The sequence below is a fragment of the Paenibacillus sp. Aloe-11 genome (assembly GCF_000245715.1).
In the GTDB taxonomy this organism is placed as follows: Bacteria; Bacillota; Bacilli; order Paenibacillales; family Paenibacillaceae; genus Paenibacillus; species Paenibacillus kribbensis.
In genome coordinates this window covers 6,429-32,700 of the sequence record NZ_JH601040.1, presented here as the reverse complement: position 1 = coordinate 32,700, position 26,272 = coordinate 6,429, and the positions used below count along the sequence as shown (strand labels likewise).

At 47.6% G+C, this 26,272-nt stretch carries 21 protein-coding genes and 1 pseudogene; 9 read left to right on the top strand and 13 right to left on the bottom strand.

What is annotated here, in order from left to right:
* The 7 genes from WG8_RS27640 to WG8_RS01275 all read right to left on the bottom strand — a co-directional run.
* On the bottom strand, positions 1–504 hold a 504-nt coding region (locus WG8_RS27640; protein WP_007428251.1), incomplete at its 3' end, for an ATP-binding cassette domain-containing protein.
* Positions 505–586: 82 nt separating this feature from the next.
* Positions 587–1,432, bottom strand: a complete 846-nt coding sequence (locus WG8_RS01300; RefSeq protein ID WP_007428250.1) for an ABC transporter permease — start codon at positions 1,430–1,432, stop codon at positions 587–589.
* 4 nt (positions 1,433–1,436) lie between these two features.
* Complete coding sequence (locus WG8_RS01295; protein WP_007428249.1) at positions 1,437–2,387, bottom strand: ABC transporter permease; 951 nt, start codon at positions 2,385–2,387, stop codon at positions 1,437–1,439.
* A 71-nt stretch (positions 2,388–2,458) separates the two neighbouring features.
* Entirely contained in the window at positions 2,459–4,078 is a 1,620-nt protein-coding gene (locus WG8_RS01290; RefSeq protein WP_007428248.1) for an ABC transporter substrate-binding protein, read from the bottom strand.
* Between the two features lie 178 nt (positions 4,079–4,256).
* Positions 4,257–4,619 (bottom strand): DUF1304 domain-containing protein, encoded by a 363-nt coding sequence (locus tag WG8_RS01285; protein ID WP_007428247.1) that lies wholly within the window; start codon positions 4,617–4,619, stop codon positions 4,257–4,259.
* A gap of 130 nt (positions 4,620–4,749) precedes the next feature.
* Entirely contained in the window at positions 4,750–6,261 is a 1,512-nt protein-coding gene (locus WG8_RS01280; RefSeq protein ID WP_007428246.1) for a methyl-accepting chemotaxis protein, read from the bottom strand.
* 249 nt (positions 6,262–6,510) lie between these two features.
* Positions 6,511–7,773: a cation:dicarboxylate symporter family transporter gene (locus tag WG8_RS01275; RefSeq protein WP_007428245.1), complete on the bottom strand. Its 1,263-nt coding sequence runs from the start codon at positions 7,771–7,773 to the stop codon at positions 6,511–6,513.
* 205 nt (positions 7,774–7,978) lie between these two features.
* Here WG8_RS01275 and WG8_RS01270 point away from each other — a divergent pair, with 205 nt between their 5' ends.
* Both WG8_RS01270 and WG8_RS01265 read left to right on the top strand, forming a co-directional pair.
* Positions 7,979–9,283, top strand: a complete 1,305-nt coding sequence (locus tag WG8_RS01270; protein ID WP_007428244.1) for a sensor histidine kinase — start codon at positions 7,979–7,981, stop codon at positions 9,281–9,283.
* A 4-nt stretch (positions 9,284–9,287) separates the two neighbouring features.
* Entirely contained in the window at positions 9,288–10,217 is a 930-nt protein-coding gene (locus WG8_RS01265; protein WP_007428243.1) for a response regulator, read from the top strand.
* 66 nt (positions 10,218–10,283) lie between these two features.
* On the opposite strand, the gene WG8_RS01260 is transcribed toward WG8_RS01265, so the two are convergent.
* A complete protein-coding gene (locus tag WG8_RS01260) occupies positions 10,284–10,799 on the bottom strand; it encodes a MarR family transcriptional regulator (RefSeq protein WP_007428242.1) in 516 nt (171 codons plus the stop codon).
* Positions 10,800–11,121: 322 nt separating this feature from the next.
* A complete protein-coding gene (locus tag WG8_RS01255; protein WP_007428240.1) occupies positions 11,122–13,701 on the bottom strand; it encodes a glycosyl hydrolase in 2,580 nt (859 codons plus the stop codon).
* Positions 13,702–13,990: 289 nt separating this feature from the next.
* On the opposite strand from WG8_RS01255, the gene WG8_RS01250 reads away from it, so the two are divergent.
* A complete protein-coding gene (locus tag WG8_RS01250; RefSeq protein ID WP_007428239.1) occupies positions 13,991–14,488 on the top strand; it encodes a DinB family protein in 498 nt (165 codons plus the stop codon).
* A gap of 235 nt (positions 14,489–14,723) precedes the next feature.
* Complete coding sequence (locus WG8_RS01245) at positions 14,724–15,923, top strand: MFS transporter (RefSeq protein ID WP_043890668.1); 1,200 nt, start codon at positions 14,724–14,726, stop codon at positions 15,921–15,923.
* Between the two features lie 28 nt (positions 15,924–15,951).
* Here the strand turns inward: WG8_RS01245 and WG8_RS01240 are convergent, their stop codons facing one another.
* Together WG8_RS01240 and WG8_RS01235 are read right to left on the bottom strand one after the other, a co-directional pair.
* Positions 15,952–16,773, bottom strand: coding sequence for an endonuclease/exonuclease/phosphatase family protein (locus WG8_RS01240; protein ID WP_043890667.1), 822 nt, complete (start codon positions 16,771–16,773; stop codon positions 15,952–15,954).
* Positions 16,774–16,779: 6 nt separating this feature from the next.
* Positions 16,780–18,444, bottom strand: coding sequence for a PTS transporter subunit IIBC (locus WG8_RS01235; RefSeq protein ID WP_007428236.1), 1,665 nt, complete (start codon positions 18,442–18,444; stop codon positions 16,780–16,782).
* Between the two features lie 243 nt (positions 18,445–18,687).
* Between WG8_RS01235 and WG8_RS01230 the strand changes: the two genes are divergently transcribed.
* From WG8_RS01230 to pgmB, 3 genes are all read left to right on the top strand, one after another.
* Entirely contained in the window at positions 18,688–19,710 is a 1,023-nt protein-coding gene (locus WG8_RS01230; RefSeq protein ID WP_007428235.1) for a LacI family DNA-binding transcriptional regulator, read from the top strand.
* Positions 19,711–19,849: 139 nt separating this feature from the next.
* On the top strand, positions 19,850–22,132 hold the full coding sequence (locus WG8_RS01225) for a glycoside hydrolase family 65 protein (RefSeq protein ID WP_007428234.1): 2,283 nt from the start codon (positions 19,850–19,852) through the stop codon (positions 22,130–22,132).
* Between the two features lie 23 nt (positions 22,133–22,155).
* Positions 22,156–22,815 (top strand): beta-phosphoglucomutase, encoded by a 660-nt coding sequence (gene pgmB, locus WG8_RS01220; RefSeq protein ID WP_007428233.1) that lies wholly within the window; start codon positions 22,156–22,158, stop codon positions 22,813–22,815.
* A gap of 46 nt (positions 22,816–22,861) precedes the next feature.
* Here pgmB and WG8_RS01215 read toward each other — a convergent pair whose 3' ends face one another.
* Positions 22,862–23,041, bottom strand: a complete 180-nt coding sequence (locus tag WG8_RS01215) for a hypothetical protein (RefSeq protein WP_007428232.1) — start codon at positions 23,039–23,041, stop codon at positions 22,862–22,864.
* Between the two features lie 279 nt (positions 23,042–23,320).
* On the bottom strand, positions 23,321–23,908 hold the full coding sequence (locus tag WG8_RS01210; RefSeq protein WP_232289029.1) for an alpha/beta hydrolase: 588 nt from the start codon (positions 23,906–23,908) through the stop codon (positions 23,321–23,323).
* Between the two features lie 134 nt (positions 23,909–24,042).
* On the opposite strand from WG8_RS01210, the gene WG8_RS01205 reads away from it, so the two are divergent.
* Complete coding sequence (locus WG8_RS01205) at positions 24,043–25,698, top strand: SWIM zinc finger family protein (protein ID WP_007428230.1); 1,656 nt, start codon at positions 24,043–24,045, stop codon at positions 25,696–25,698.
* Positions 25,695–26,272, top strand: a pseudogene (locus tag WG8_RS27635) (ATP-dependent helicase); the annotation flags it as partial. The gene WG8_RS01205 and the pseudogene WG8_RS27635, both read left to right, overlap by 4 nt.

The window sequence follows — 26,272 nt, the reverse complement described above, 5'->3', positions numbered from 1 at the left end:
CATCGCGATCATCACCCGCTGGCGCATCCCTCCGCTGAATTGATGCGGGTATTGGTTCATCCGCCGCTCCGGCTCGGTAATCCCCACCTGTCGCAGCAGCTCCACTGCGGCTTTTGCAGCCGCTTCCTTGCTCAGACCCCGGTGTCTGCGAATCACCTCGATCAGGTGATAGCCGACCTTCTTCACCGGGTTTAACGAGGTCATCGGGTCCTGAAACACCATTGCGATTTGGTTTCCGCGTATTTTGCGCCATTGCTTTTCCGTCAAAGCTGTCAAGCTTTCTCCCCGGTAAAGGATATCGCCATTCAGCCGCTTGCCCGGCGGGGCAATCATCGACATGATGGCTTTCGCTGTGACGCTTTTGCCGCTCCCGGATTCTCCTACGATCCCTACTGTTTCTCCAGCATCAATATGAAAGCTAACCCCGCGAACCGCCTGGTTCTCCCCCTCACGAGTGAAAAACGAGACCTCCAACTGTTCGACGGACAGCAGATGTTCTGTCATTGTGTTGTCGCTCCTTCCTGTCGCTCCTGGAGCCATTTGTAATGGGCCTATATTATGGACTATAGATATATATAAATATGAATCATCGTTTTACCAGCTTGGGTTCAAAGCCCACACGCAGCACATCACCCAGTACATTAAAGCTCAGCACAGTCAGCAAAATAAATAGACCTGGAAATAGCGCCATGTATGGAGCCTGAGCAATATATCCTTGGGCATTATTCAGCATACTGCCCCACGTAGCGTTCGGCAGCTGAACACCAAAGCCGAGGAAGCTCAGTGATGATTCCATCATAATCGCTGAAGCAATATTGTTCGTCGCCCCTACGATAATCACTGGAACCAGGTTGGGAACGATGTGCTTGAGAATAATGCCAAACGTACTTTGTCCCGAAGCTTTGGCGTATAGCACATACTCCCTTTCCCGCAGCGTCATCGTTTCTGCTCGTACCACCCGGGCGATATTCATCCACATGAGCAGGGCGATAATGACAATGATATTGCCAACCCCCGGCTTCAAAAACACACTAAGCAGCAATATAACCAGGAAAGACGGAATCGACATGAGCAGCTCCAAAATCCGCATGAGCAGATTGTCGATCCACCCGCCAAAATAGCCGCTCACCACACCTACCGCTGCGCCGATGCTGGTCGCAATAACCATGGACGCGAAGCCCACCAGCAAAGATACACGACCGCCGTATAGCGCTCTTGTAAAATAATCCCGTCCGTAATCGTCCGTTCCAAACCAGTGTGCCGCTCCAGGCGGTTGGAGACGCTCCAGCACGTTCAGCTTATTCGGGTCCTGCGGCGATAAAAACGCGAAAATCGCACCCAGTGAGAATACGATCAATATAATGAGGGCGACGGCGCCCATTTTGCTCGTCAGCAGCTCGATCCCGATGTTGCGCCATTTGCTCCGATTCATGAGTTCACCTCGTTGATTTAATTCTCGGGTCCGCGATGCTGTACAGGATATCCGCAAGGAGATTGCCCAGGATCAGGAACAGCGCGGAAAATAAAGTAATCCCCATAATGACAGGATAATCCATCCCCTTCACCGCCGTCATGCCCAGCGAGCCAATCCCCGGCCAGGAAAAGACCGTTTCGGTTACGATGGCCCCTGCAACCAGGTCTGCAGCCGACATACCGAGCAGTGTAATAATAGGCAGCAGCACGTGCTTGAGCACATGCCGAAACAAAACCAGCCGTTTGCCAGACCCGAACGCATATTGAATTTGTACATATTCTTCCTTAAGCTGCGTAATCGTACTGGAACGAATATACCTCACATATACGGATAAAAAGCTGAAGGCCAATACAAAACACGGTAGAATACCATGCTTGAGTACATCCAGCACAGAGTCTGTTCCAATGGTCCGCATCCCTGTACTTGGAAGCCAATGCAGATAAATAGCAAACAAATAAATCAGTAAAATACCGAGCCAAAAAAGCGGTACAGAAATTCCGATGTATGACATCAGATTAATCAGCTTGTCAATCCAACGGTTCCGATTGGCCGCGGCCAGCAAGCCAAGTGGAATGGCAATCAGAACCGCCAATATAATGGATGCCCCCATCAATCCGGCGGTAGCCGGGAGACGATCCAGAATCTGATCCAGCACAGGCTGGTGATTGATTAGCGAATAACCGAGGTCACCCGTCAGGCTTTTTTTAAGCCATAACATGTACTGTACATATGCAGGCTGATCCAGCCCCAGGCTATGCCTCATTCGTTCTATATCTTCCAGGTGCATATTCGGTGTAACAAAAGAGAGAACCGGATCGCCTGGAGCCAGCTTGATCAAGCCAAAGCAGATGATGGATATGAAGAATAGCATCGGTATAACTTGCAGCAATCTTCTGGCGATGAGCTGTCTCATACATTCCCCTTCCCTTGCTGTTTTCGAAAAAAATAAGCTGGTTCTCCCAGCTTATTTTTGAAAACCCTGTCTTATTTGTGATAAATTTTGGACAAATCCTCGAAAATCACGACCGGCTTCAGCACAGCCTGCTCAATACCGCCATACTGCTTGTCGAACGCCACAATCGTTTTGGTGTAAGCTATCGGATAGATGACTGCATCATCAGCCAAAATTTCTTGTACCTTTTTGTAAATTTCGCCGCGTTTGGTCGTATCCGACTCCCCTGCGCCCTCTTCCAGCAGCTTATCCACTTCCTTGTTGGAATAGTGCGAATAGTTGGAGGAAGATCCGGTGCTGTACAAGATACGGTACGCATCCGGGTCATAGCCCATGATATAGCCGCTGATCGCCAGATCAAAGTCCTTGGCATTCGTATCGACGAATTTTTGCGACCATGCCGAGGAATCCATGCTGTTCACATCCAACTGAACGCCAATATCCTTGAATTTCTGCTGGATATACAGCGCTTGTGCTTCCTGTACCTTGTTGCCGCCCGGAATGATAATGCGCAGCTTCAGCCCTTCGGCTCCAGCCGATTTCAGCAGCTCTTTCGCCTTGTTCACATCATTATTGAAAAATGGAACGTCATTCGTGTGATACAGCACATCCTGTGTCAAAGCGGACTTTGCAGTATCTGCATAATCTTTGGAGCCATACGATACCTGGATCAATTCATCCTGATTCAGCGCATAAGACAGCGCCTGACGTACTTCTTTTTTATTCAGCTGCTTGGTGTCGCTGTTTTCATTGAACATCAGGTAAGCCAAGCGGCCTTCGCTGTAAGGATAAATGTCAAACTTATCCGTAGCTTTAATCGTATCCACATTTTGCGGATCGACATAATTTACATTGATTTCACCATTCTGGAGCGCCAAGCTCGCTGCATTGGAATCTTTTACAATCCGATACGTTACAGAATCGAGATGAGGCTTGCCGCCAAAATAGTTATCGAACCGTTCCAGTGTAATGTACTCGCCGGTTTTGTACTCCTTGAATTTGAAAGGCCCCGATCCAACCGGAGTGTTGTTTTTCGTGCTTTTCTCAATATCCGCTTCGTTCTCAAAAATGTGCTTCGGAATCGGGGATACCTGTACAAGTGTCGCTTCAAAAGCAGGAGCTGCTTGTGGAAGCTTGAACTCCACCGTTGTATCGTCAATCTTGCTCACCTGCACCGGCTTGCCATTAATTATAAAATTACTTCTCAAGAAGCTGTGCTGCTTCTCGTCTAAAATTTTGTTAATGGTGAAAACGACATCGTCGGCTGTCAGCTTCTCGCCATCATGCCAAGTCAGATTTTTTTTCAGCTTCAGCGTGTAAGTCAGCTTGTCAGCCGAAGGAGTCAGGCTATCTGCCAAATAAAATGTCTTCTTGCCATTGTTCACCTGAAACAAAGGTGCGAATATAGCCTGATCTATCGTCAGACTTACCCGGTCCCCCGCATAGTTCGGATTCAACACCACCGGATCGGATTGCACGCCAATAATCAGGCTGCCGCCATCCTTGGGCTGTCCATTATCCGCTGTCGTGGCAGCTGTGCCGGACGCATTTCCATTCTTTGCAGACGAAGACCCCGAATTCCCGCCGGAGCATGCACTTACTACCAACATCAATACAATGAATACCAATACACCAGTCAAATTACGACGCATCGCTCTAGCCCCCCGTATTCTCTAAGTATGTAATAAAAGTTATTATATATCGGAATAATCGGATTTACAATCAATCAAAAACTGCATAATGCCCTTGTCATTAGCAGTACAGACATTATGTGATCGAATCCAGCAAAAAAACACCCGTTAAGGGTGTCTTCAAGAGTGTCTGTTTCTTTTAGAAGACCAGCAAACTGATTAATGCCAGAATAGCGGGCAATCCTTGCTTCAATAAAATAGACTTATTGGACGTCAGTGCACCATACACCGCAGCCACCACCACGCAAATGACAAAGAACAGCTGAATTTGCCAGCCAATCACAGCGTCCGGGTAGCACAAGCCCCACACCAATCCAGCTGCCAAAAAACCGTTATACAATCCCTGATTTGCCGCCAGAGATTTGGTTGCTTCCGCCAGCTCCTTCGAGGTGCCGAACGTACGCATCGCCCGCGGAGTCGTCCATAAAAACATTTCCAATATTAAAATATACACGTGCTCCACAGCCACAATTCCAACCAATATTGAACTGATCAGGTTCAAGTATATTCCTCTTTTCCACACAAGCTTATTAGGAGGCAGCTTTCAGATTTATCCTCAAAAAGTATAATGGATCTTCCAAAAACAGTAAAGAGACCGAGCCTAAAGCCCGGCCTTGTTCCTGCACAAAAACTTACATCGTTCTCGCAAAATCAAGCAATGCTTTGGACATGCTGTTAATTTCGTCCGTAGCTGCATTCACCTGCTGCGTTAGCGCGGCCTGTGTCTGTGTTAGTGTAGACATGTTGCTGATGTTATGCAAAATCTGCTCGATGAGCGTCTTCATTTCGTCCAAACTGGTCTCGATATTTCCGGTCGCGTCAGCACTGTGAATGGCAAGCTTTCTCACTTCATCTGCAACCACGGCAAAGCCGCGTCCCTGATCACCCGCACGCGAAGCCTCAATTGCAGCGTTTAGACCGAGCAGATTCGTTTGATTGGCAATCTCTTTAATGAAATTGGAGATGTTCTGCGTCTCTTCTGCGCTAACTTTGGCTTGATTCGCTGCCTCTGTCGATTGCTCTTGAGCCGTAGCCAGTTCCTGCGCCTGATTGCTAACTGAATTGACGCCGTTCACCATTTCAGCAATGGAATCGGAGAGATGTTGTATTTTGAGCGTGAGCTCGTCCGCAACGGACTGTTTTTGTTTTTCCAACGTTACATCACGGATAGTACCTGCCATGCGAATTGGCACTCCCTTGCTGTCACGTATGCTTCCCCCACTATTATAATACCAGCGGTATTCACCATTCTTATTCTGCAAACGGCAGGTTACTTCATAGGGGGTGCGGTCTGAATAATCATTCAAATGGTCGTTCAACGCTTTAAGCGCTATTTCAACGTCATCTGGATGCAAGCGGGAACTCCAGCTGCTAAGCGCACTCGGAAAGTCTTGCTCATCACTAAAACCCAGCGTATTGCGAAATTGCGGTGACCACCAAAATTCACTTTTTGGATGCTCTACATCTCCGTCAACCAGGATGATGTCGTATGGAGCTTCGATTAATACGCGGTTAACAAGGTCATATCTGGTAACTAATGCTTCCAATTCCTCAGACTTGATCTTCTGGTCATGTACATCCAGCAAAGCACCCGCAATACGAAGCGGTACTCCCTGCTGATCGCGAATCGTCGTTCCTGTAGCCCGGAACCAGCGATATTCTCCATGCTTCAGCTTCAAGCGATACTGAATGTCGTAAGGAGTCTTCCCCGTATGATCCAGCAAATGATCTGACAAAGCTGCCACTACCCATTCATGATCCTCAGGGTGCAATCGGGATGCCCAGCTGTCCAATACATTGGGGAAATCCGTTTCGTCCTGATACCCCAGCATAGTACGGAATTCATCTGTCCATGTGAATGTATTACTTGGATTGACAGGATCACCCGCAATGACTTCCATATCCCATAAGCCGACTTCTATGGCCTTGGTAACAAGCTTCAAACGAATGTCGATATGCCTGGCATCATTTTTGATGGACTCAAGCACTTGGTTGACATTGTTTGCGATTTCTTGAACCTCAGAAGATGCTGAGGCAACTTGTATTGCGGCAGAATAATCCTTCCGCTGTATTCTTTGCAATAGTTTGCGGCTTCCTTCTACTAAAGGAGCAAGTGAGTGGGTCTCATTTTTCTTGAGAAACATATATGATCTTCCCTTCTAGGCCAATATATAAAACGGTATAGTTTAATATCGGAATTTAATCAATAATCGTTATAAATTAAACTTTAATTTAATTAGGTAAAAAGAACCATTTTTCAACCCCCTATGCCTAAATATTCATACATAAAACATCGAAATATGTCGGAAAAATCATGAAATTTACAAAAGAGGGAACGAAAAGAACACCCTTGCATTCTTCGCAAGGGTGTTCTTTATCGTTAATCATTCAGTTCATTGACTGTTATTTAAGGAAGCGGCGTATTCCTCACCTTTTTTCTTATCATACTCGCCTTCCCATTTGGACATGACCACAGCTGCAAGCGAGTTGCCTAATACATTGACTACCGTACGCGCCATATCAAGAATACGGTCAATACCAGCGATAAAGGCCAAGCCTTCCAGCGGAAGGTTCACTGCTCCCAGTGTAGCGAGCAAAACGACAAAGGACGCACCCGGTACGCCTGCGATACCTTTGGAGGAAACAATCAGCACCAGCACCAGCGTGATCTGTGTAGTGATCGGCAGGTTAATACCATACATCTGGGCGATAAATATCGCAGCCAGCGCCTGATACAAGGTGGAGCCGTCCAGATTAAAGGAATATCCTATTGGAATGACAAAGGAAGTAATCCCTTTCGGACATCCGAACCTCTCCATCTTCTCCATGATCTTGGGCAGAACGCTTTCCGAACTGGCCGTTGAGTAGGCAAGCAACAGCTCACTTTTCAAAATTTTGACCATGGTCCAGAGACGAGTACCGCAGAGCTTGGCGATAATTCCAAAAACAATCACAATGAACAGCAGCATGGCCCCATACACCGACAAAACAAGCTTCAATAACGGCCACAATGAAGCCAGCCCAAACTTGGCTACTGTCGTTCCAATCAGTGCGAATACACCGAATGGAGCCAAGCGCATAACCTGATTGGTCACCCAGAACATGGCATCGGCTACGCCCTCGAAGAAATTCAGCACAGGCTTGCCCTTGTTGCCAACCGCCGCTACTCCTAGTCCGAACAAGACGGAGAAGAAGATAATAGCCAGCATATCCCCTGCGCCCAGCGCTTGAACTATATTAGTAGGAACAATATTGACAATTGTATCTATGAAGCTGTGACCTGTAGTTTCCGCCGTCTCCACGTATTTATGGATATCACTCTTGGCCAGGTGGGACATGTCCACGCCTTCCCCGGGACGAACCAGATTCGCAACGAGCAATCCGAAAAGGATCGCAATGGTCGTCACAATTTCAAAGTACAGAATAGACTTGCCGCCGAGCTTGCCCAGCTTTTTCATATCCCCGACGCCGGCTACACCGATAATGAGCGTTGAAATTACAATGGGCACGACAATCATTTTGATCAGACGGATGAAAATATCGCCGATTGGCTTTAAGTAGACTTCCACCCCTGGATTGCCGTAAAATAAAGCGCCAACAAAAATACCTAAAGCCAGTCCAATAAAGATTTGCATCGTCAAATTTATCTTTTTCACTTTGTACCCCCCTGGCTGTATATTTTTGCATTATGTTGCTCTTAATATTCAAATGATGTTATTTATACTACAATCTGAACTATAAAAACCGACAATTATCTACACATTTATTTATTTTTTTCTATAAATTCACAAGCTTTAACGAGGTGCCTGTGAATTTATCTTACATTGCCTTTCTGAAATAAATACACGGAGGTGAATATGGATGAAAATGAATACACTCCTTTTCCTGCTGATGCTTATATTTGTACCATTGGCAGGTGAGCTGAATATTCACCCGTTTTCTAATACATTTCGTCTCAGCTTCGGTACACCTGTATTTTTTTTCTTTCTATTATCGATTCGTCATATTCCACCTGCATTATCGGGAGTGCTTACAGGAATAGCTGTAGTCGCCTTTCGCATCTTGCTTAATCAGTACCTTTATCCCGGGTCTTCCTTTGAAGAGTTGATGACATTGCATGGGCCTACCTTTTTCTATTACATGGCTTACGGTTTGCTCTTCCAGCTTCTAGGCATTAATACCGAGCCTTACCGCGCGCTCCGCGTGGGCATCCTGTCTGTGGGGATAGAGGTTGCCGCAAGCGTAGCGGAACTTAGCGTCCGACGAAGCATTGACGGCGATTTCTGGGACATCATCAAAATCAGCAAGGTGGTTCTCATCGCCATGATTCGCAGCTTCTTCGTGCTTGGATTCTATAATATGATTCGCCTAAACCAGTCCATCCAGCATGAAGAGGCGCAAAGACAGCAGACTGAGCGGATTTTACTCCTGGTATCAGACCTGTACGAGGAGTCCGTCCAGCTAGGCAAAACCCTGTCGCACGCAGAGCAAATCACCCGTGAAAGCTACGAGCTGTACCGTGAGCTGCAGCAGGAGGAATCTCTGAAGGACAAAGATCATTACGCCAGACAGGCACTTCGTATTTCCGGACAAGTCCATGAGATAAAAAAGGACAGCCAGCGGATTTTTGCCGGTTTGTCCAAGCTCATTGATTCCGAAAGTGATGTCCATTACATGGCTTCGCAAGAGCTCGGCGAGCTGATCATCCGAACGAACAGCAAATATGCCCAATCGCTGAACAAGTTTATCCGTTTCACCCTGAATTTCGATCCTTTGTTGCCCAAGCTGCATGTTTATACAGTTCTGACACTGATTAATAACCTGACATCCAATTCAGTTGAGGCGATGAAAGACAGCGGAAGGATTGACGTTTCCATTCGCTTTCAGCCGGGAACAGAGGATGTAGTATCCTTTAGTGTCACCGATAATGGCCCAGGTATTCCTCAGCGCAAACAGAAAATGGTCTTCACACCGGGGTACACGACCAAGTATGATGAGAAAGGACAGCCTTCGACCGGCATGGGATTGTTTTATGTGCGGGAGGTTGCGGAGAGCCTTGAAGGAACGATTGAACTGCTACAGAATGAAGAAGAGAATGCAGGTAGGGCACAGACTACTTTTAGAGTCATATTGCCTTTACGGAAACTGACGGAGAAAGGAAGATAGTCCGATGCGTTTTTATATTGTGGATGACGATCAAGGGATTCGTTCTATGTTGGCAGACATTATTGAAGACGAAGGTCTGGGAGAGGTCGTTGGGGAAGCAGAGGACGGCTCCTATGTGAACAGCGGCCTGCTGGAGCTGAACCGGATTGATGTATTATTGATTGACCTGCTGATGCCGCTTCGTGACGGCATTCAGACGGTGCGCGCGCTCGGTGATCAATTCAGTGGAAAAATCATTATGATCTCTCGGATTGAATCCAAGAACATGATCGGCGAGGCCTACTCGCTCGGTATTGAATACTATGTCGCCAAGCCCTTGAACCGACTGGAGATTATTGCAGTGATCCATAAGGTGGCCGAACGTCTGCGAATGCAGCAGTCGATTACAGATATCCAGCGCACACTGCAAGGGTTGTCGATGTTCACCTCGAATGGCCCATCAGCAACGCTGGAACCGACCCGAAATATTGTGACCTCCGGACAGTTTCTGCTTTCCGAAATGGGAATGATCGGTGAGGCGGGAAGTATGGATTTGCTGGACATGCTGGAATATCTGGACCAGTATGAGGAGGAAACAGGCAATCTATCACCTCATCTGCTCCCGCCGCTGAAGGATATATTCGCTAATGTGGCGTTGAGACGATTGGGAGCCTCGGCCTCTGCGGCAGAGCTAAGCAAGGAAATCAAGGCGTCGGAGCAGCGTGTCCGCCGCGCTATTTTCCAGACGCTAAGCCATATTGTATCGCTTGGATTAACCGATTATACCCATCCCAAATTCGAAAATTATGCGTCCAAATTTTTTGATTTTACGGAAATTCGCAAAAAAATGCTGGAGCTGCAAAATAATGTAGAGCCTTCTCTATCCCAAGCGCGAATTAACACAAAAAAGTTTGTGCAAGTGCTCTATACGGAAGCAAAAAGACTGTTACACTAAAAGAAAAGCACCTGTATCCCCCACATGTGTCTATCACACAGGATTAAACAGGTGCAATTCGTTTTATTACATGTCCTTTGATTCCAGACTCTTGTCCTGCCGCTCCACAGCTTCCAAAAAACCAATGCCATCGGACAGCAGACGTTTCAAGACAGCCAATTCCTCCGAGCTGTAACGACTTAAAAATTCAAATAACTGACGCTGCACCTTGGCATGCAGCCGTTCATGCACGACAAAGAGCTTTTTCCCCAATGGGGTCAGGCGGAAATAAATTTCTTTTTTATTGTCGTTAAGCTGGGTTCTGCGAATCCAGCCTTCTTTGAGCAGCTTGGTGCTGACTTTCGAAACCGTACCTTTGCTAAGCTCAATCCGTTCCGCTAATGTCGTAACATTAATCGGCTCATGTCTCCCGATGCAGTCAATCACGTGGACATCAGTGAGATTAAGCCCGGCAATCCCCTCAAAATGCTCATGGATTTCTTCAAGAAAAGACATGCTCTCTCTCTGCTGATGCTGCTCCAACTGGTGATTCATTTTAATTAGCAAATCACAGATATGCTGAATTGACGTGGCTTTTTCCATACAAACAGATGGTCACTCCTTTGGCGTACTCCTCCTTTCATTATAACCCATGTTTGTTTCATAGGAAACAATATACATACGAAAAGCTCCCCTTTAACATTTCCGTATATATACAAAAACATATCAAACCATGATATTTCGTTTCCTTTGAAACAATTTTATTTTAGTTCAATTGAGAATAATTATCAACTGTTTTTTAATCCTCATTTCTATCCGCCGCCACTACTCCACACGTAATCGTGAGTGCTACAAAGCTGGCATTTGGATTGAATGTGGGTTGGAGCAGGGGATAACCCCCGTCCAACCCGTATTTCTTACCTCCTTACAGCTCAATCCCCCATACAAGCTGACCGTTCATATATCCGGTAACCTGTTCGTTGTCTGCGAACTGATTGCTGGATGCCTTAAACGAGTAATCGTCAGCCTGGTTGTAATTGGACCAGTCGGTTTTGGAGAACCGCGCTTGAACTTCTGCGCTCTGGCCGGGATTAAGCGTTCCAGCCGAACTCGTAAAGCCAATTTCCAGATAATAATCGGCTCCGGCAACCGGAGTCGCCAGTTTAACGAATTTGCTGGTTACATTCGCACTCCCGATACTGGACCAGTCGCACCAGAAACTCTGTGCCTTTTCCCCGTCAATCGTGTAGTAATACCGGAGTTTTACATCACTAAGCTGAATCGCTGAATCACCGTTGTTGACTAATTTGAATCTGGGTGAAATTCCATTGGTGGAGGCACTCGTGTTGCCGTTGAAGGCTTGGATCGTCAAGTCTCCCGCGGGTACAGGAACACTGCTGTCCACAACATTTACTGTAAGAACAGCGTTATTTCCTCCGTTGAAATGAAAGGTTATCGCATTCTGGCCCAGCGGCAGCGTAGCAAGATAGGATTTGCTCAGAACGACATCAGCGCCTGATTCCGTATAATCCTGGCCCGCTGCAAGCGTATAATTTCCATTCGTTATGCTTGCAAGCTGGTGTCCGTTTAAGGTAAGAGATGCGGAAAGATCCTGCCCTAGATTCGCCGCTTTATCAAATGTCGCATTCACGGGCGAAATCGCAGCGCTCGGTGTTGAATCGACAATTTTGACTTTTAATACGGAATCTTTTCCTTGATTAAAATCAAAGACGATCGAATGCTCGCCAACTGGCAGCCCAGCCAGGAATTCTTTTTTTAGCAGCAGCGTATTCCCGTTCAAGGTATAATCCTGAGCCACGGTCAATGCTTTGTCGCCTGCTCGGAGAGCGGTTAACGTATTGTCGTTAAAATTCACGGTTATGGCTTTATCGCTTTGATTGGGCGCATATGTGTCAAATTCGACGCTTGTAGGTGTGATGGACGCTCTTGGGGTTTTATCGTCAACCTTTAAATCGGGTAGCTCATCCAACGTGATTACATAATCACTTTGATAAATCGTTTTCAGGGTGGCCGGATAATTAAAGGCGGAACTCATGAGATGCTCGCCATACCAGGGCAAGAAGTAGAGCCATCCCGATTTTTCCTCTGTCAGATTCTGTACGCTTGGGACGGTGTCGTTCTCCGTCATGGCCACCATTTTCTTGCCGCCAGTTAAATCAACAAGCTGATAGAAAATCGAAGTAATGGCATCCTCATTGGGTACGCCGGACAAACCGTCATAGCGGTTGTAGACCGTATTGTATTTATCATAGCCGACAATATCTACCTGATCGTCGCCGGGATACCATGCGGGAGAAGTGCTATACACGTAGCTGTTGTAGGTCCAGATCAAGTTGTGCAAGCCGTACGTCTCTGTAAGTTCGGTATAGATCTGATCCCACAGCTGTTTGTACACATCCGCGCCTGCCGAAGCCCACCAGAACCACGCGCCTTCCCCTTTCAACCCGCCGTTGCCCTCCGCCTCATGATAGGGACGGAAAATAACCGGCACATTGTTATCTTGCAGAATTTGCAGCTGTTTTGCCAAATCTTTAATAGTCATCTTCACGTATTGATATTCTTTGGTACCGGGAACCACCGCATTGGCTGTATTAAAATTGGTTTCCGTCGGCTTGTAGGTGGCATTCTTCCAATCCACAGGCTCCCCGAGCTGATAGGCGGTGAAATTTCGGGGCACATTAATATGCCAGGAAGCTGTCGCGATCCCGCCCCGGTTATTTACCCAATTGATCATCCGATCGGTTGTGCCGTCCTCCCAACCGTACAACGGATTATAGTTCATCAAATCGAAGCCGCGGATTGCCGGATACTTTCCGGTTAAATTGTGAATCCAATCAAACTCCAACTCAGAATTGCCGTCATTGCCGCCTCCGTAAATCTCCTGCTGACCGGAGATCATATGGTTGCCGTAAACCTCCGTTAAATAATTCATCAAACGTTGAGTTTCCGGAGTGGCTTTAGAATCGGTGAGGACAGGCTGCACATCCAAGGGATCAAGATCGGCATAATCCACAGTGAAGGTGTCAAAATAAGCGAATCCCCAACCGGACTTCAGTTGGATGGTGTTGCTTCCTTGTTTCAGCTTATGGAAGCCAAAATCGAAATTCGACCACGTGGTCGTGTAAGGCAGCATATACGAACCCTTGGTAGCGCCGTTAACGGTTAAATATTGAAGCCTGCCGTCAGGACTCAACTCCTGCATATACCGAGTGGAGATCGCATACATGCCGGTTTCCGGGACAGTCACTGTGAAGGTTATTGTGCCGGAATTCTGCATCCAGACAAATCCACTCCCGGAGAATCCAGGCTTGGGTTGTCCGTAAATTTCAGTCGCCACTTGAAGATCAGAGGTGAGCTGGGCATCTTCGCCTTCAATCGTGAAAAGTGCGGTGTCGTCTGCATGAACGGGCGCTGTTGTTATCAATCCAAGCAGCAGAGTAAACGCCAGCATAAATACGCTTGCCTTTTTGAGCAAATTTTTCATTCTCATCTTTCCTTTCTGTGTAAAATATGATAAATAATCTCGTAATATGTCAACTCATGGTGTCGCTTCCATAGTAAACATAGCACACATACCATAACCTGTAAATATATCAATATTAAAAAGTTTTGCACTTTGTTTCTCCATAATCCCTACGTTCTTCCACTCTCCTTTTCCTCAACGTCAGCCGCTGATTTTAGGTTTGGGACTGTTTTATTTTTGAATATTAAATTGTATAATCGTTAAATGAGAATTCATTAGCTACGGCTCTCTATAGAAGGGATGATGATACATGTCAGATGCAAACCAATTATTCGGTCAAACACTGGTTAAATCGCTGGTCGGTGAACGCGGACATATTCGAGTGGCCCGGGCATTACCAGACATTGATGTCGAACTGGCAGGGAAGAAAAATGCAGAAATGCCCTACAGCATTTATCAGCTATTGAAGCACATGATCTACTGGCAGCAATTTATGCTGGAACATTTGGAAGGACGGAAGCCTCAGCTTCCGGGCAATGTCATGGAAAGCTGGCCTGAAGAAACAGGACCGCAAAGCGAAGAGGCATGGCAGGCTGTCATTCAAGCATTTTTACAGGGCGTAGATCGAGCGGTACAGATTGCTGAAACCGCGCAGCTGGATGATTCACTGGCTCATTTCCCCGGTGAGACGAAAGCGGGACTGCTGCGGAATATCGCTTCCCACAACTCCTACCATTTGGGCGAAATCGTACTACTGCGCCGGATTTATGGGGCTTGGCCGCCACCTGGCGGCAGATATCCCGCTTAAAGGCTGCACCCTACCCTTGTTATACACCCAACCAACTGCTCCATCCCTCCCTAAAAGCATTGGAATTTAGGCACAGTGGGGTATACACCCGCGTATCTTAAGTGGGAACCCGTTTTTCCCTGTGCCCTGCTTATTTCATATTCATCCTAGCTCGATTTGAAGCCATTCATGCGTTATCAGGAGCAAGCCGTAAAACGGTTCCCATGATGCAAGATCAAAGAGAGGTTTCGAGAATATGAAAAGACACTTATATTTAAATCGTAATATCGCCTGCATGATCGTTATCAGCCTTATTGCTAACATGAGTGGGAGTATGATCCTTCCACTCTTTGCTATTTATGTAGAACAATTCGGGATATCCGCATTCCGTATGAGTATTTTATTTTCTCTGTTTTATGTAGGAAGATTTGTGGGTGGAGGCCTGGCAGGACGGATTTATGAAAAGATTGGCGCAAAACGCCTGGGGTTGAGCTTGCTCATCGCTGAAATCGTTTGTATGCTTCTGTTCCCGGTTGCAGAAAGCTTTATCATTTTATCCATTCTTAGACTTCTTCAAGGCTTGGTGGCTATAGGATTAACTGTCTTTGTAAGAGTCACGATCAACCACATCAGCACCATGGAAAATAGAGGAACGCTTAATGGATATATCAGCAGCAGTGAAGGTGCGGGTATGATTTTGGGTCCCCTTATGAGTGGAGTGATCGTTTCTTATTTTTCTCTAGCGGTTCCGTTTTATATCGTTGCTCTTTTTTCTTGTATATCCTTCGTAGCTGTTTCAAGAATGGCTTTCTTCAATTCCCCCACACAGCCTCAACAACAGCATTCGCTTCCTCAGGAATCCAAAAGAAAAACCATGCTAACGAAACAGTTACTGCTCTATTCCACCGTTCATTTCCTTGAAATGAGTGCATTCGCTATCTTTTTAACGTACTTTTCCATATATGCAACCTACAAGCTACACTGGAGTCCAGCAGAAATCAGCCTAGCTTTTACAATCATCGGCATATCAACCTTTGTATCGGCACCCTTGATCGGCAAAATATCTGACATACTCAAAGATCGCTTAATCCTCTGTATGATCGGTCTGTTATTCATCATGCTGGAAATCGTTTTATTTCTTTGGTTCACGGAGCAGTGGATTGTATACTTGGGGATGTTCATAGGAGGCATTGGCGGAGCCAGTTATCTGGATTCATTTTACTCACAGCTAGGAGACGTCATTCCCGAGGAACATAGGAGCCTGTTTATCGGCAATGTTGCCTCTTTCTCTGAATTAGGGGCCATTGTTTCTCCGCTCGTCGCAGGTGTGCTCCTTGAACGTTTTAACATAAACGCCCCCTTTTATTACAATATGATTTTGGTGTTTATTGCGATTGTGATCCAATATTTCATTCGATTAAAATCGCAAACCTCAAGAAACAGGCCACTTGCATAAGCAGGCGGCCTGTTCCATTACCTATGGTTCACAGCTTCACTTCCACAGCAACCCCGAAATGATCGGATACAACCGCTCCCGCCTTCCCATTCAACACAACAGTTGAAGATTGAACCTGCAGGGCCTTATTGGAGAAAATATAGTCAATCCGCAGTGGCTCCGCGTTGCTTTCCCAGCCTGCAATGGCTTTGATGACGGTATGCCCTTCATCACGCACGGCTGCGTTCGAATAAGTATCCGACCAACCGGATTGCAGTGCATAGTCATATCCTTCTCCACGCACTTCGGCAGCATTATTAAAATCCCCCATCATGAAAACAGGAGCCGGCGCCAAAGGGTTCAATATTTCCGTAGTACGATCCCAGAGTCCACGGAAGGATTCCTCATCATTCCACCAGTTATAGTGTCCACTGACAAACCAGGACTGCACGCCGTCCACCACAGTCTGAACCCCCACAATTTTACGCGAGCGGTAGTTGTCATAATCGCGAAGCGAGGAAACATATTCGTTCACCGTATCTGTAATCGGTGTTCTGGACAAAATCGCCAAACCCTCGTCGTATTTGACAAAACCAACATGTGCGGGAGCCCACGTCCAATGATAGGCATTGGACAATAACCCGTTCAGCACATAGGCATAGTTATCACGCTTAATGACGATTTCAGGATCAGCACTATAGTAAGAGCCCAAATCGTCCAGTGACAAAGGCGCTTCTTCTATGGACTGATTCACTTCCTGCAAGGCAATGACATCAAACTGCTGTTCATCAATAAAAGCAGCCAGCTGCTTTAGCTTTTCGAGCTGGTTTTCTTCCATCCAAGCATGTGTATTTAAGGTTAACAATTTCAAAACGAATCACCTGTTGAGTATGTCTTGTATATCTGATTTAAGCACATCGGCCTTCGGTCCGTAAACCGCCTGAACCCCATTGTCTACTTTAATCAAGCCCAGGGCACCCAGCGCTTTCCACGTCTTTTCGTCTCCGACGGCATCCGTATCTTTCACCGTCACACGCAGACGGGTCATGCAGGCATCCACTTCGACAATGTTCTGCTCTCCCCCAAGAGTCTTGATAATATCAGCAGCCAGTTGATTCTGCGTGGAAACAGCCGCCACACCATCTGTCGCTGTGCTTCCCGCGTTGGAAGCCTCCTGAGACTCCTCATCCGTATAGTTCCCCAGTCGTCCCGGCGTTGCCATTTGGAATTTGCCAATCATGAAATAAGCGATAAAGTAGGTTGCTACCGCAAACACAATACAAGTCAGCACGAAGTTGATAATGTCCTGTACCAAGCCTGCTTTGATAGACAACGGCAATCGGGTCAGCAATTCAATCATACCAAACGAATGTAAACGCAAATGTATAATATCGGCCATTCCGAACGCAATTCCGGTAAGAATAGCATAAACCACATACAGCAAAGGTGCCACAAACATAAACATGAATTCCAGCGGCTCTGTCACCCCGGTCAAAAAGACGGCTGCGGCTGCTGAAAAAATCATCGACTTGTACTTGCCGCGCTTATCTTTGTCTACACGGCGATACATAGCCACCGCCAGTCCCATAAGAATTCCCGCTCCGCCGATCATCTGCCCTACCTTAAAGCGGGCAGGCGTCACGCCTTCCAGCAATTGATTGTAGGCTGCCGGATCGGTGCCGTGAAGCACACTCAGGTCACTCGCCCATGCCAGCCATAACGGGTCTTGCCCGGCCACGACGCTTCCCGCCCCGGAACCCGTGAGTGTCGTGTAAACGCCACCAAGTTGAGTATAGTTAATGGGAACGGTCAGCATATGATGAAGTCCAAAAGGGATCAACAGTCTTTCCAGTGTACCATAGACAAATGGAGCTACAAAAGGAGCGGACTCACCCGAGGTCGCGAGCCAAACGCCAAACGAGTTAATCCCTCCCTGGATAAACGGCCAAAAGGCAGACATGATCACACTGACAATAACAGACCAGAAGATGACAACAAACGGAACGAAGCGCTTGCCGTTAAAAAAGGCCAAAGCATCCGGCAGCTTGCGGTAATTGTAGTATTTGTTATAGACCACGGCCCCGACGAATCCGGAAATGATGCCGACAAACACCCCCATATTCAGTGCAGGTGCGCCCAAAATAGAGGTGAAATAGCCGTTGACCGGAATGGTTGCACCAAAGAGGGTTTGGGTGGTTGCTCCCTCCTGTGTCAGCATCTTGGAGGACACGCCTAAAATCGTCCCTGTTGAAACATTGATGAGGATAAAAGCAATCAAGGCAGCAAAAGCCCCGCCTGCCCGTTCCTTAGCCCAGGAGCCGCCAATCGCCACAGCAAACAGAATGTGCAAATTATTAATAATGCCCCAACCCAAATTCTCCATAACTCCGCCGACGGTCAACCAGAAATGGATATCGCCAGCCAACATCGCTACGACTTTACCCAGCGAAATCATAATCCCGGCTGCTGGCATGACAGCGACAACTACAAGCAGTGCTTTCCCAAGCTTTTGCCAAAAATCAAATGATAGAAGTTTTTTCATGCTCCTTCAATCTCCATCCCTTATAGTATGTACAGCGTTGTTCGTACCCTATAAATACAATGCAATCGGTTGCACGATTATTATAATGATATCGCTTTCTATTGGCAATACCCTAATTCCTGAATATCTCCGCTAATGACGATATGTCGCTCGGAAAAAGCCGCGAATTTGTTGATTTTCAAGCAATATCGTATGATAGAACATAATATTTCCTGCTTGAGATAGCAAAAGGAGACGAAGACGATGGCAGTAACCATCAAAGATGTCGCAAAGCGTGCCAATGTTGCTACTTCCACCGTATCCCGTGTCATTCAAGACAGCCCGAAAATCAGCGAGGCCACCAAGGCACGTGTCCGCAAGGAAATGAAAGCGCTTGGGTATGAACCCAATTATTCAGCCCAAAGCCTGGCCAACCGTGTCACACAGTCGATTGGCATTATCATGCCTGAATCGGATGTGGCGATCTTTCAAAATCCGTTCTTCCCGGAGAGCCTTCGCGGTATCAGCGAATGGGTAAATGAGCACAACTATACACTGTCGATTATCACTGGAAAAACAAGCGATGAGCTGCTATCCCGCGTAAAGCTGATGACGCGGACAGGACGCGTTGACGGCTACATTGTCCTGTATTCCAAGCAAGAAGATAGCGTTGTGGAGTATCTGCACAAAGAAAAAATACCTTATACCGTCATCGGCAAGCCTCAGCAATTTGTCAGCGAAACCACCCATGTAGACAACGATAATTACCAGGCCGCCAAGGATGTGGTCTCTTATTTGACCGGGCTGAATCATCAGCACATCGCTTATGTGGGCGGAGATCATGAACGCATCGTGAATATCGAAAGACACCGAGGCTATCAGGATGCGCTAAGAGAGGCCAGCTTGCCTCTACCGGACGAATATGTGGTCAGGGAGCCCTTTGATCTGGAGGATATGCGGATGTTATTGCAGGTTTCCCCGCCGCCGACCGCCATGATCGTTAACGACGACCTGATAGCCATGGCAGTACAGAAAATGCTTTCTCAGCTCGGTGTGTCCATGCCGGAGCAGCTATCCATGGTGAGCTTTAATAATTTGATGCTGGCCGAGCTGATGAGCCCCTCGCTTACTTCAGTGGATATCGACATCTTCACGCTTGGTTATCAGGCTGCCAAAAACCTGATTGAGAAAATCGAAGACCCCAAGGAATTGACCAAACACATCATCGTTCCCCACCAAATCGTAGAACGCAAATCCTGCCAAGCACTGCCATCCCCTGAGGAATGAGCCCAAACTGATTTTATGGACATCCATAGAATCAGTTTTTTTGCGTTGACAGGGCAAACGGTTGCACTATATACTGAACTCGCTCATATATTGGTTTCGTTACAGCAACGATCTCATTTTCCGAGAGGGGTACGCAATCATGGTGTATAACCGATTATTCGACGTAGATAACTGGAAGCTGACAACCCGCACACTACATACCACACACATGCGATTACAGGAAAGCATCACGTCCATGGGCAACGGATATATGGGAATGCGCGGGAATTTTGAAGAGGCCTATTCAGGCGATCATCATCAGGGGACTTATATTTCCGGTGTCTGGTTTCCCGACAAGACAAAGGTCGGATGGTGGAAAAACGGCTATCCTGAATATTTTGGCAAGGTCATCAATGCGATGAACTTGATCGGCATCGGTCTGATCGTGAACCAGCAGGAGGTGGATTTATTTACTGCGGACGTCAGTGATTTTGTGCAGGAGCTGGACATGAAGCAGGGTATTCTGCGGCGGGCCTGCACCGTGAACGGTCAGGTTCGTATCACTACAGAGCGTTTTCTAAGCATTACCACTCGCGAGCTATGCCTGATTGATTACCAGGTAACGAATATAAGCGAACAGCCTCTCAAGATTGAGCTTGTCCCCTATCTGGACGGCAATATGAAAAATGAGGACAGCAACTACGATGAGATTTTCTGGCTGGAGGAGGCGCGTGAGGTTCAAGAGCAATTCATGAGCCTTTCCACAACGACGATAGATAATCCTTTTGGTGTTCCCCGCTTTACCGTAAACGCTACCATGGGCATTGTGACCGAGGGACAGGAGCAGCAGACGACGGAGGAAGGCTTTTTGTATGCTGCACGGCACTATCAATATAGCGTCGCTCCCGGTGACAGCATCCAATTGCAAAAGATTGTGGCCGTCACCACCTCGCGAGATATGGAAAAGGATGCACTGATCCCACAGGCTGAGCGCATCGCCGTGGAAGCGGTAAACAAAGGCTACGCATCACTCAAGCAAGAGCATATCGCAGCCTGGGACAGACGCTGGGATAAAGCAGATGTCGAAATCGAGGGAGATGCGGAGGCTCAGCAGGGGATACGCTTCAACATTTTCCAGCTATTCTCTACGTACTACGGTGAAGATTCACGCCTGAATATCGGACCCAAAGGCTTTACGGGTGAAAAATATGGCGGTGCCACCTATTGGGACACGGAAGCATACGCCGTACCTATGTACCTGGCGCTTGCCGACCCGGATGTGACCCGAAATCTGCTGCTGTACCGCTATCATCAACTGGATGGCGCCAAGCATAACGCGGCTCAGCAAGGACTTCGGGGAGCATTGTATCCCATGGTCACCTTTACGGGCGTGGAATGCCATAACGAATGGGAGATTACCTTCGAGGAAATTCACCGTAACGGGGCCATTGCCTATGCCATTTATAATTACACCAACTATACGGGTGACTCGTCCTACCTACACCAATATGGCATAGATGTACTGGTCGAAATCAGCCGTTTCTGGGCCGATCGGGTTCATTTCTCCAAGCGCCATCAGCAGTATATGATCCACGGGGTTACCGGGCCGAACGAATATGAAAATAACGTGAACAACAACTGGTACACCAATACACTGGCTGCATGGGTTCTGAAATATACGCTATCCGTCTTGCCTCAGATTTCGGCAGAGAAGCTGCAGCAGTTGGCTGTTGCAGAAGATGAGCTTGAGCATTGGCAGGATATCATCAACCGTATGTATTATCCCTATGATGAGGAGCGGGGAGTCTTCGTACAGCACGATACCTTTATGGATAAGGATTTGCAGCCTGTATCGTCCCTTGATCCCAACAACCTGCCACTCAATCAGAAATGGTCATGGGATAAAATCCTGCGTTCCTGCTTCATCAAGCAGGCCGATGTGCTGCAGGGACTGTACTTCTTCGGCGATCAGTTCACACTGGAGGAAAAAGCACGCAATTTTGCATTTTATGAGCCGATGACCGTTCATGAATCCAGTCTGTCTCCATCCATTCATGCCGTGCTGGCCGCCGAGCTCAAAATGGAGGAAAAAGCAGTCGAGATGTATAAACGGACGGCACGTCTGGACCTCGATAACTATAATAACGATACCGAAGATGGACTTCACATCACGTCCATGACAGGAAGCTGGCTGGCGATCGTGCAGGGCTTTGCCGGTATGAGAACGTATCGTGAAACACTGAGCTTGTCCCCTTTCCTGCCGCAGGGCTGGAGCAAATATACGTTTAAAATCAATTATCGCGGTCGCTTGCTAAGTATTCTCGTACAGGAAAATGAAGTCGTCATTACACTGTTGGACGGAGAACCCCTGACACTGGATCTGTATGGACAGCCGACACACATCACCAATGGACAACCGTTAATGGCAAGCAATGTTTCATAAACCAGGAGACAGGGGGAAACCAAATGAAGGCAGTGATTTTTGACCTGGACGGAGTCATTACAGATACCGCCGAATATCATTTCCAGGCATGGGGAAGCTTGGCGGCGGCGCTGGGTATTCCTTTTGACCGGGAATTTAATGAGCAGCTAAAAGGGATCAGCCGTACGGAATCGCTCAATAAAATACTGGCCCGCGGCAATCTGTCCGAGGCGTATACAGACGAAGACAAGCAAGAGCTGGCCGCACGAAAAAACGCCGAGTACCAGCGGCTCATATCGGCTGTAACGCCCTCGGACGTACTGCCGGGCATTAAATCGCTTCTGACAGAGCTTCATGACGCCGGGATCGGCATAGCGCTGGCCTCTGCCAGCAAAAATGCAGCGTTTATCCTGGATCGGCTGGAGCTGACGCACTATTTTGACAGTGTTGTGGATGTCACCGCCATTCGGCAAGGCAAGCCGGACCCGGAAATTTTCCTGACCGGAGCTGCCAATCTGGGCGTTCAGCCTGCAGACTGTGTCGGCATAGAGGACGCACAGGCGGGAATTCAGGCGATCAAGGGTGCCGGGATGTTTGCGGTTGGTGTAGGAACACCTTCACAAATGCAGGGTGCGGATATCGTGGTGGCCTCCACCGCTGAGCTTTCTTTGAGTATGCTGGAGGAGCATTTTTTCCGAGGATAAAAAAGGGAGACGAATATAAAAAAAAATGACCTGTCTCTGTGACAGGTCATTTTAACGTTTTTATGACTTGAAGGACCTTCTCTTTGGTGTCCGGTTGATTATTCGCATATTCTGTGAAAGCTTCTTGTAGAATGGTTCTTTGATCTTTTTCGGTAACAAATGACCAGGTACGCAGCATCGTAGCGAACTCTTCCGGGAATCTAAAGGATAGCGCATTCCTTGCCAAAGCGATTACCTCCTATTCTTGATTGCTTGTGATAGAGCAGCCAGTGATATAACCAGACCGACCACAGCGATGATAAGGGTAACAGTTTGCATACTGATGCCTCCTTTATAGTGACTCGAATTTGTAAAATGTAATTTACAACGGAGAATGAAGAGGGTAAGATAAGCATAAGATGATAGGGTGCAGGAAGGGGATTGCTCCCCAACCTTGCTGTTGACTCAAGCCTTCTTACGCTGCAACGTAAGGGGCTTTTTACTTTACTATACGTATATACTGCCATCAATACGAGATTCCCGCATCCTCACGCAGCCATTGGAGTACATCCCGCTGGTTATCAGGGGAAACACCATGGTCGGTCGGGTATGTTTTGAATGTACATTGAAGTGTCCGGGTCTGGAAATACGCTGCCGTCTCATGTCCGATGCTCACCGGAAATACGGAATCATATTCGCCGTGAGAAATAAATACGGATACATCCTCTGTGCTTTTCAGCGCATATTCTGTCTTCACAAAATCAGGCACATAGCCGTTCAGTGCCACAATTCCTTTCAACTTATTACCCAGCGTAAGCGCAAGTGACATGGACAAAATCGCTCCCTGACTGAAACCAAGGAAATACCGTTTGTCAGGATCAACCGGATATTGGTCTGTAGCGTATTGTACGAACGCCTGAAGCCGTTCAATAGCCCAGTCAAACTGCTCACGCAGCGGATGACCTAGGCTTTTCAACTCATAATATTGAAATCCTTCGCCCATAGGGATATCTCCACGAATGCCGATAATGATAAATTCCTCCGACAGCGGCTTCACGACTCCGTACATATCCTGCTCATTGGCCCCCTTACCGTACGCTTGAGAAGAAGGCATGTTAACCCGCATGAAAACTTTTCATCTGCTCCCTTCGCCTCAATTTCCGTGCGTGAACTGATATAATAGAAGAGTTAAGCTACCATCTAAGCTAACATCGAAACGACTATTTCTCTCTTAGGAGACTAATGCATATGAAACCAACCTATCTTATGGATGATATACAATGGCAGCAGCTTATCCAAAACGTCGCTGACCATTTTAATGATGTAACGATCAAACGAGGCTTTCAATATTTTAAGCAAGGAAGGGTAAAGGAATTCGCCATGCCTGATGGCGAGCATATTGCGGCTGTGGTGGATGGAAGCGAGCTCTACGAGGTAGATCTTCACTTGAACGCTTTTGCCGCCAGCAGATGTACATGTCCGGTTCACACCAACTGCAAGCATATGATCGCTGTACTGCTGAATTACGCAAATGAGCAGGAACGCTCCGTACCTGCGTTGGTGAACGCTCATTCAGCGGGCTTTACTCGGTTGGCTGCAAAAGCTGACATACGCCCCCCGTCTCCTTCCCGGTCAAGCCTGTCACTGGATCACAAGGAAGCAGCCAGGAACTCACTCAGTAAAACAGCCAGCCGAATACCGGACATGCCCATTTCAGAATGGCATAATCTGTTCGATCAGTGCATCGGCCTCAACCCTGTGAATACTCAAAATTCCCAATTTGTCCAAAGCGCCCTAGCCTCGATCTATGCTGTGAAGCCGCCGCTTTCACCCGGCATGCAACAGTTATATGGACTGCACGCCCATCTGCGTGTGCTGGAAAAGCTGGTGCCTCAGTCCCCGATGCCGGGCTACCCCACTCATTCCTACATGGGATATTACACGCAAATTGCCGCAGATGAGCTTAAAGAAGCGATCGAGCGTGATTTTGAGAGCCCGCTTGCACTATCGGGCGAGCCAAAGCAAGAAGCCCGTATGGCAGAGACCTTGGCCTATCTGCGCCGCAAAATGCTGACAGAATCGCGTAATGGCACTTATTTTTCAGACGCGTATTATTGGTTTTGGCTGCGCTGGATGCGGTCCGAACGGCCAACTCCCGGCATATATGCAGAGGAATTACAGCATTTACAGGCAGCAGAAGAAGAGCTGGGCCCAGCATTGGCCCGACTTCCCTGGATGCTGGCCCAAAGCTGGATGTACATGTACCAGTCACAGGACGATAAAGCCTGGACGCTACTCCAAGAGGCAGAACAGGCTTTTCCATTGAAAATCTCTTCGAATCAGTTGCTTTTATTTTTACACTCGCTACGTGAAGCCGAAGACTGGACGCGTCTCAAGGATGGACTACGGCATATCGGTCCGTTACTTCACAGTCATCGGGACGATCATTTGCAAGATTATATGCATGATTGGAATCTGGTATTGCAGCACCTTCCAGAAGCCGAACAGGACATGTGGGATACGCTGGTCAGCATGCTTCCTTTTGCCGGGGGAATGTATGAAGAAGCACTGCTTGCCCATGAAAAATGGCGGCAATGGATCGACTATCAGCTAAGTATACGCAGCGAGCCGTTGAGTTTTCGCGTGAGTGTCTTGCAGCCCATTGAAAAGAACGCACCGGAGCTGCTGCTCCCCTTCTACCATCAAGCGGTGGAACGATATGTGCTGGAAAAAAACAGAGTCGGCTATAAAGCGGCGGTCAAGCTATTGAAACGGCTGTTCAAGCTATACAAGAAAATGAAGCAAGAGCCGCGCTGGGAGCTGTTTTTCACCAACTTCACCAGCCGCCACAGCCGCCTTCGGGCGCTACAGGAGGAATTGCGGAAAGGGAAATTGTTATCATGAGCCAATATACCGAAACGATCACGGTACACATCCGATTGACTGCCTATGGAGACGCTCTGATCTACGGCGATTCCTCCATGAACTATAGCATTTCCGGCCAAATGTTAAAGCAGCGCTTGTTTGCCTGGCATGAAGCTTCGTTTTATGGAACCGAGCTGGAGGTGCAACACGTTCAGGGCACTGATATTATCGTCCTTCCCTCGGAGCAAGTGATTCCTTTTCTGGCAGGGGGCGAGCTGCTGGGGCATATCGAATGGATCTGGGACGAGGCCCATGCCCCTTGGCTGCGCTCCATTCCTCTACTAGCCCATTGCATTGAGACGAAAGCCTACGTGCCCAGCTTCACAGCATTTCAGGCAGGGAAGCTGCAATGGATTTGGGATTCGGAATCGCTGGAATCACTGGGAGCACAGGGTGCACCAGAGGCTTCTGAATCCGAATTAATGCCGGAGAGCGCCCAGCTAACAGAGCTTGCCCAGCTTCTGGATAGCTTGGAAAAGGACGAGCGCGAAGGAGTCGCAGCGGCGTTCTCGGCCGCTGTATCCCAGCGCTGGTATGGCACCGAAGCGGAAGC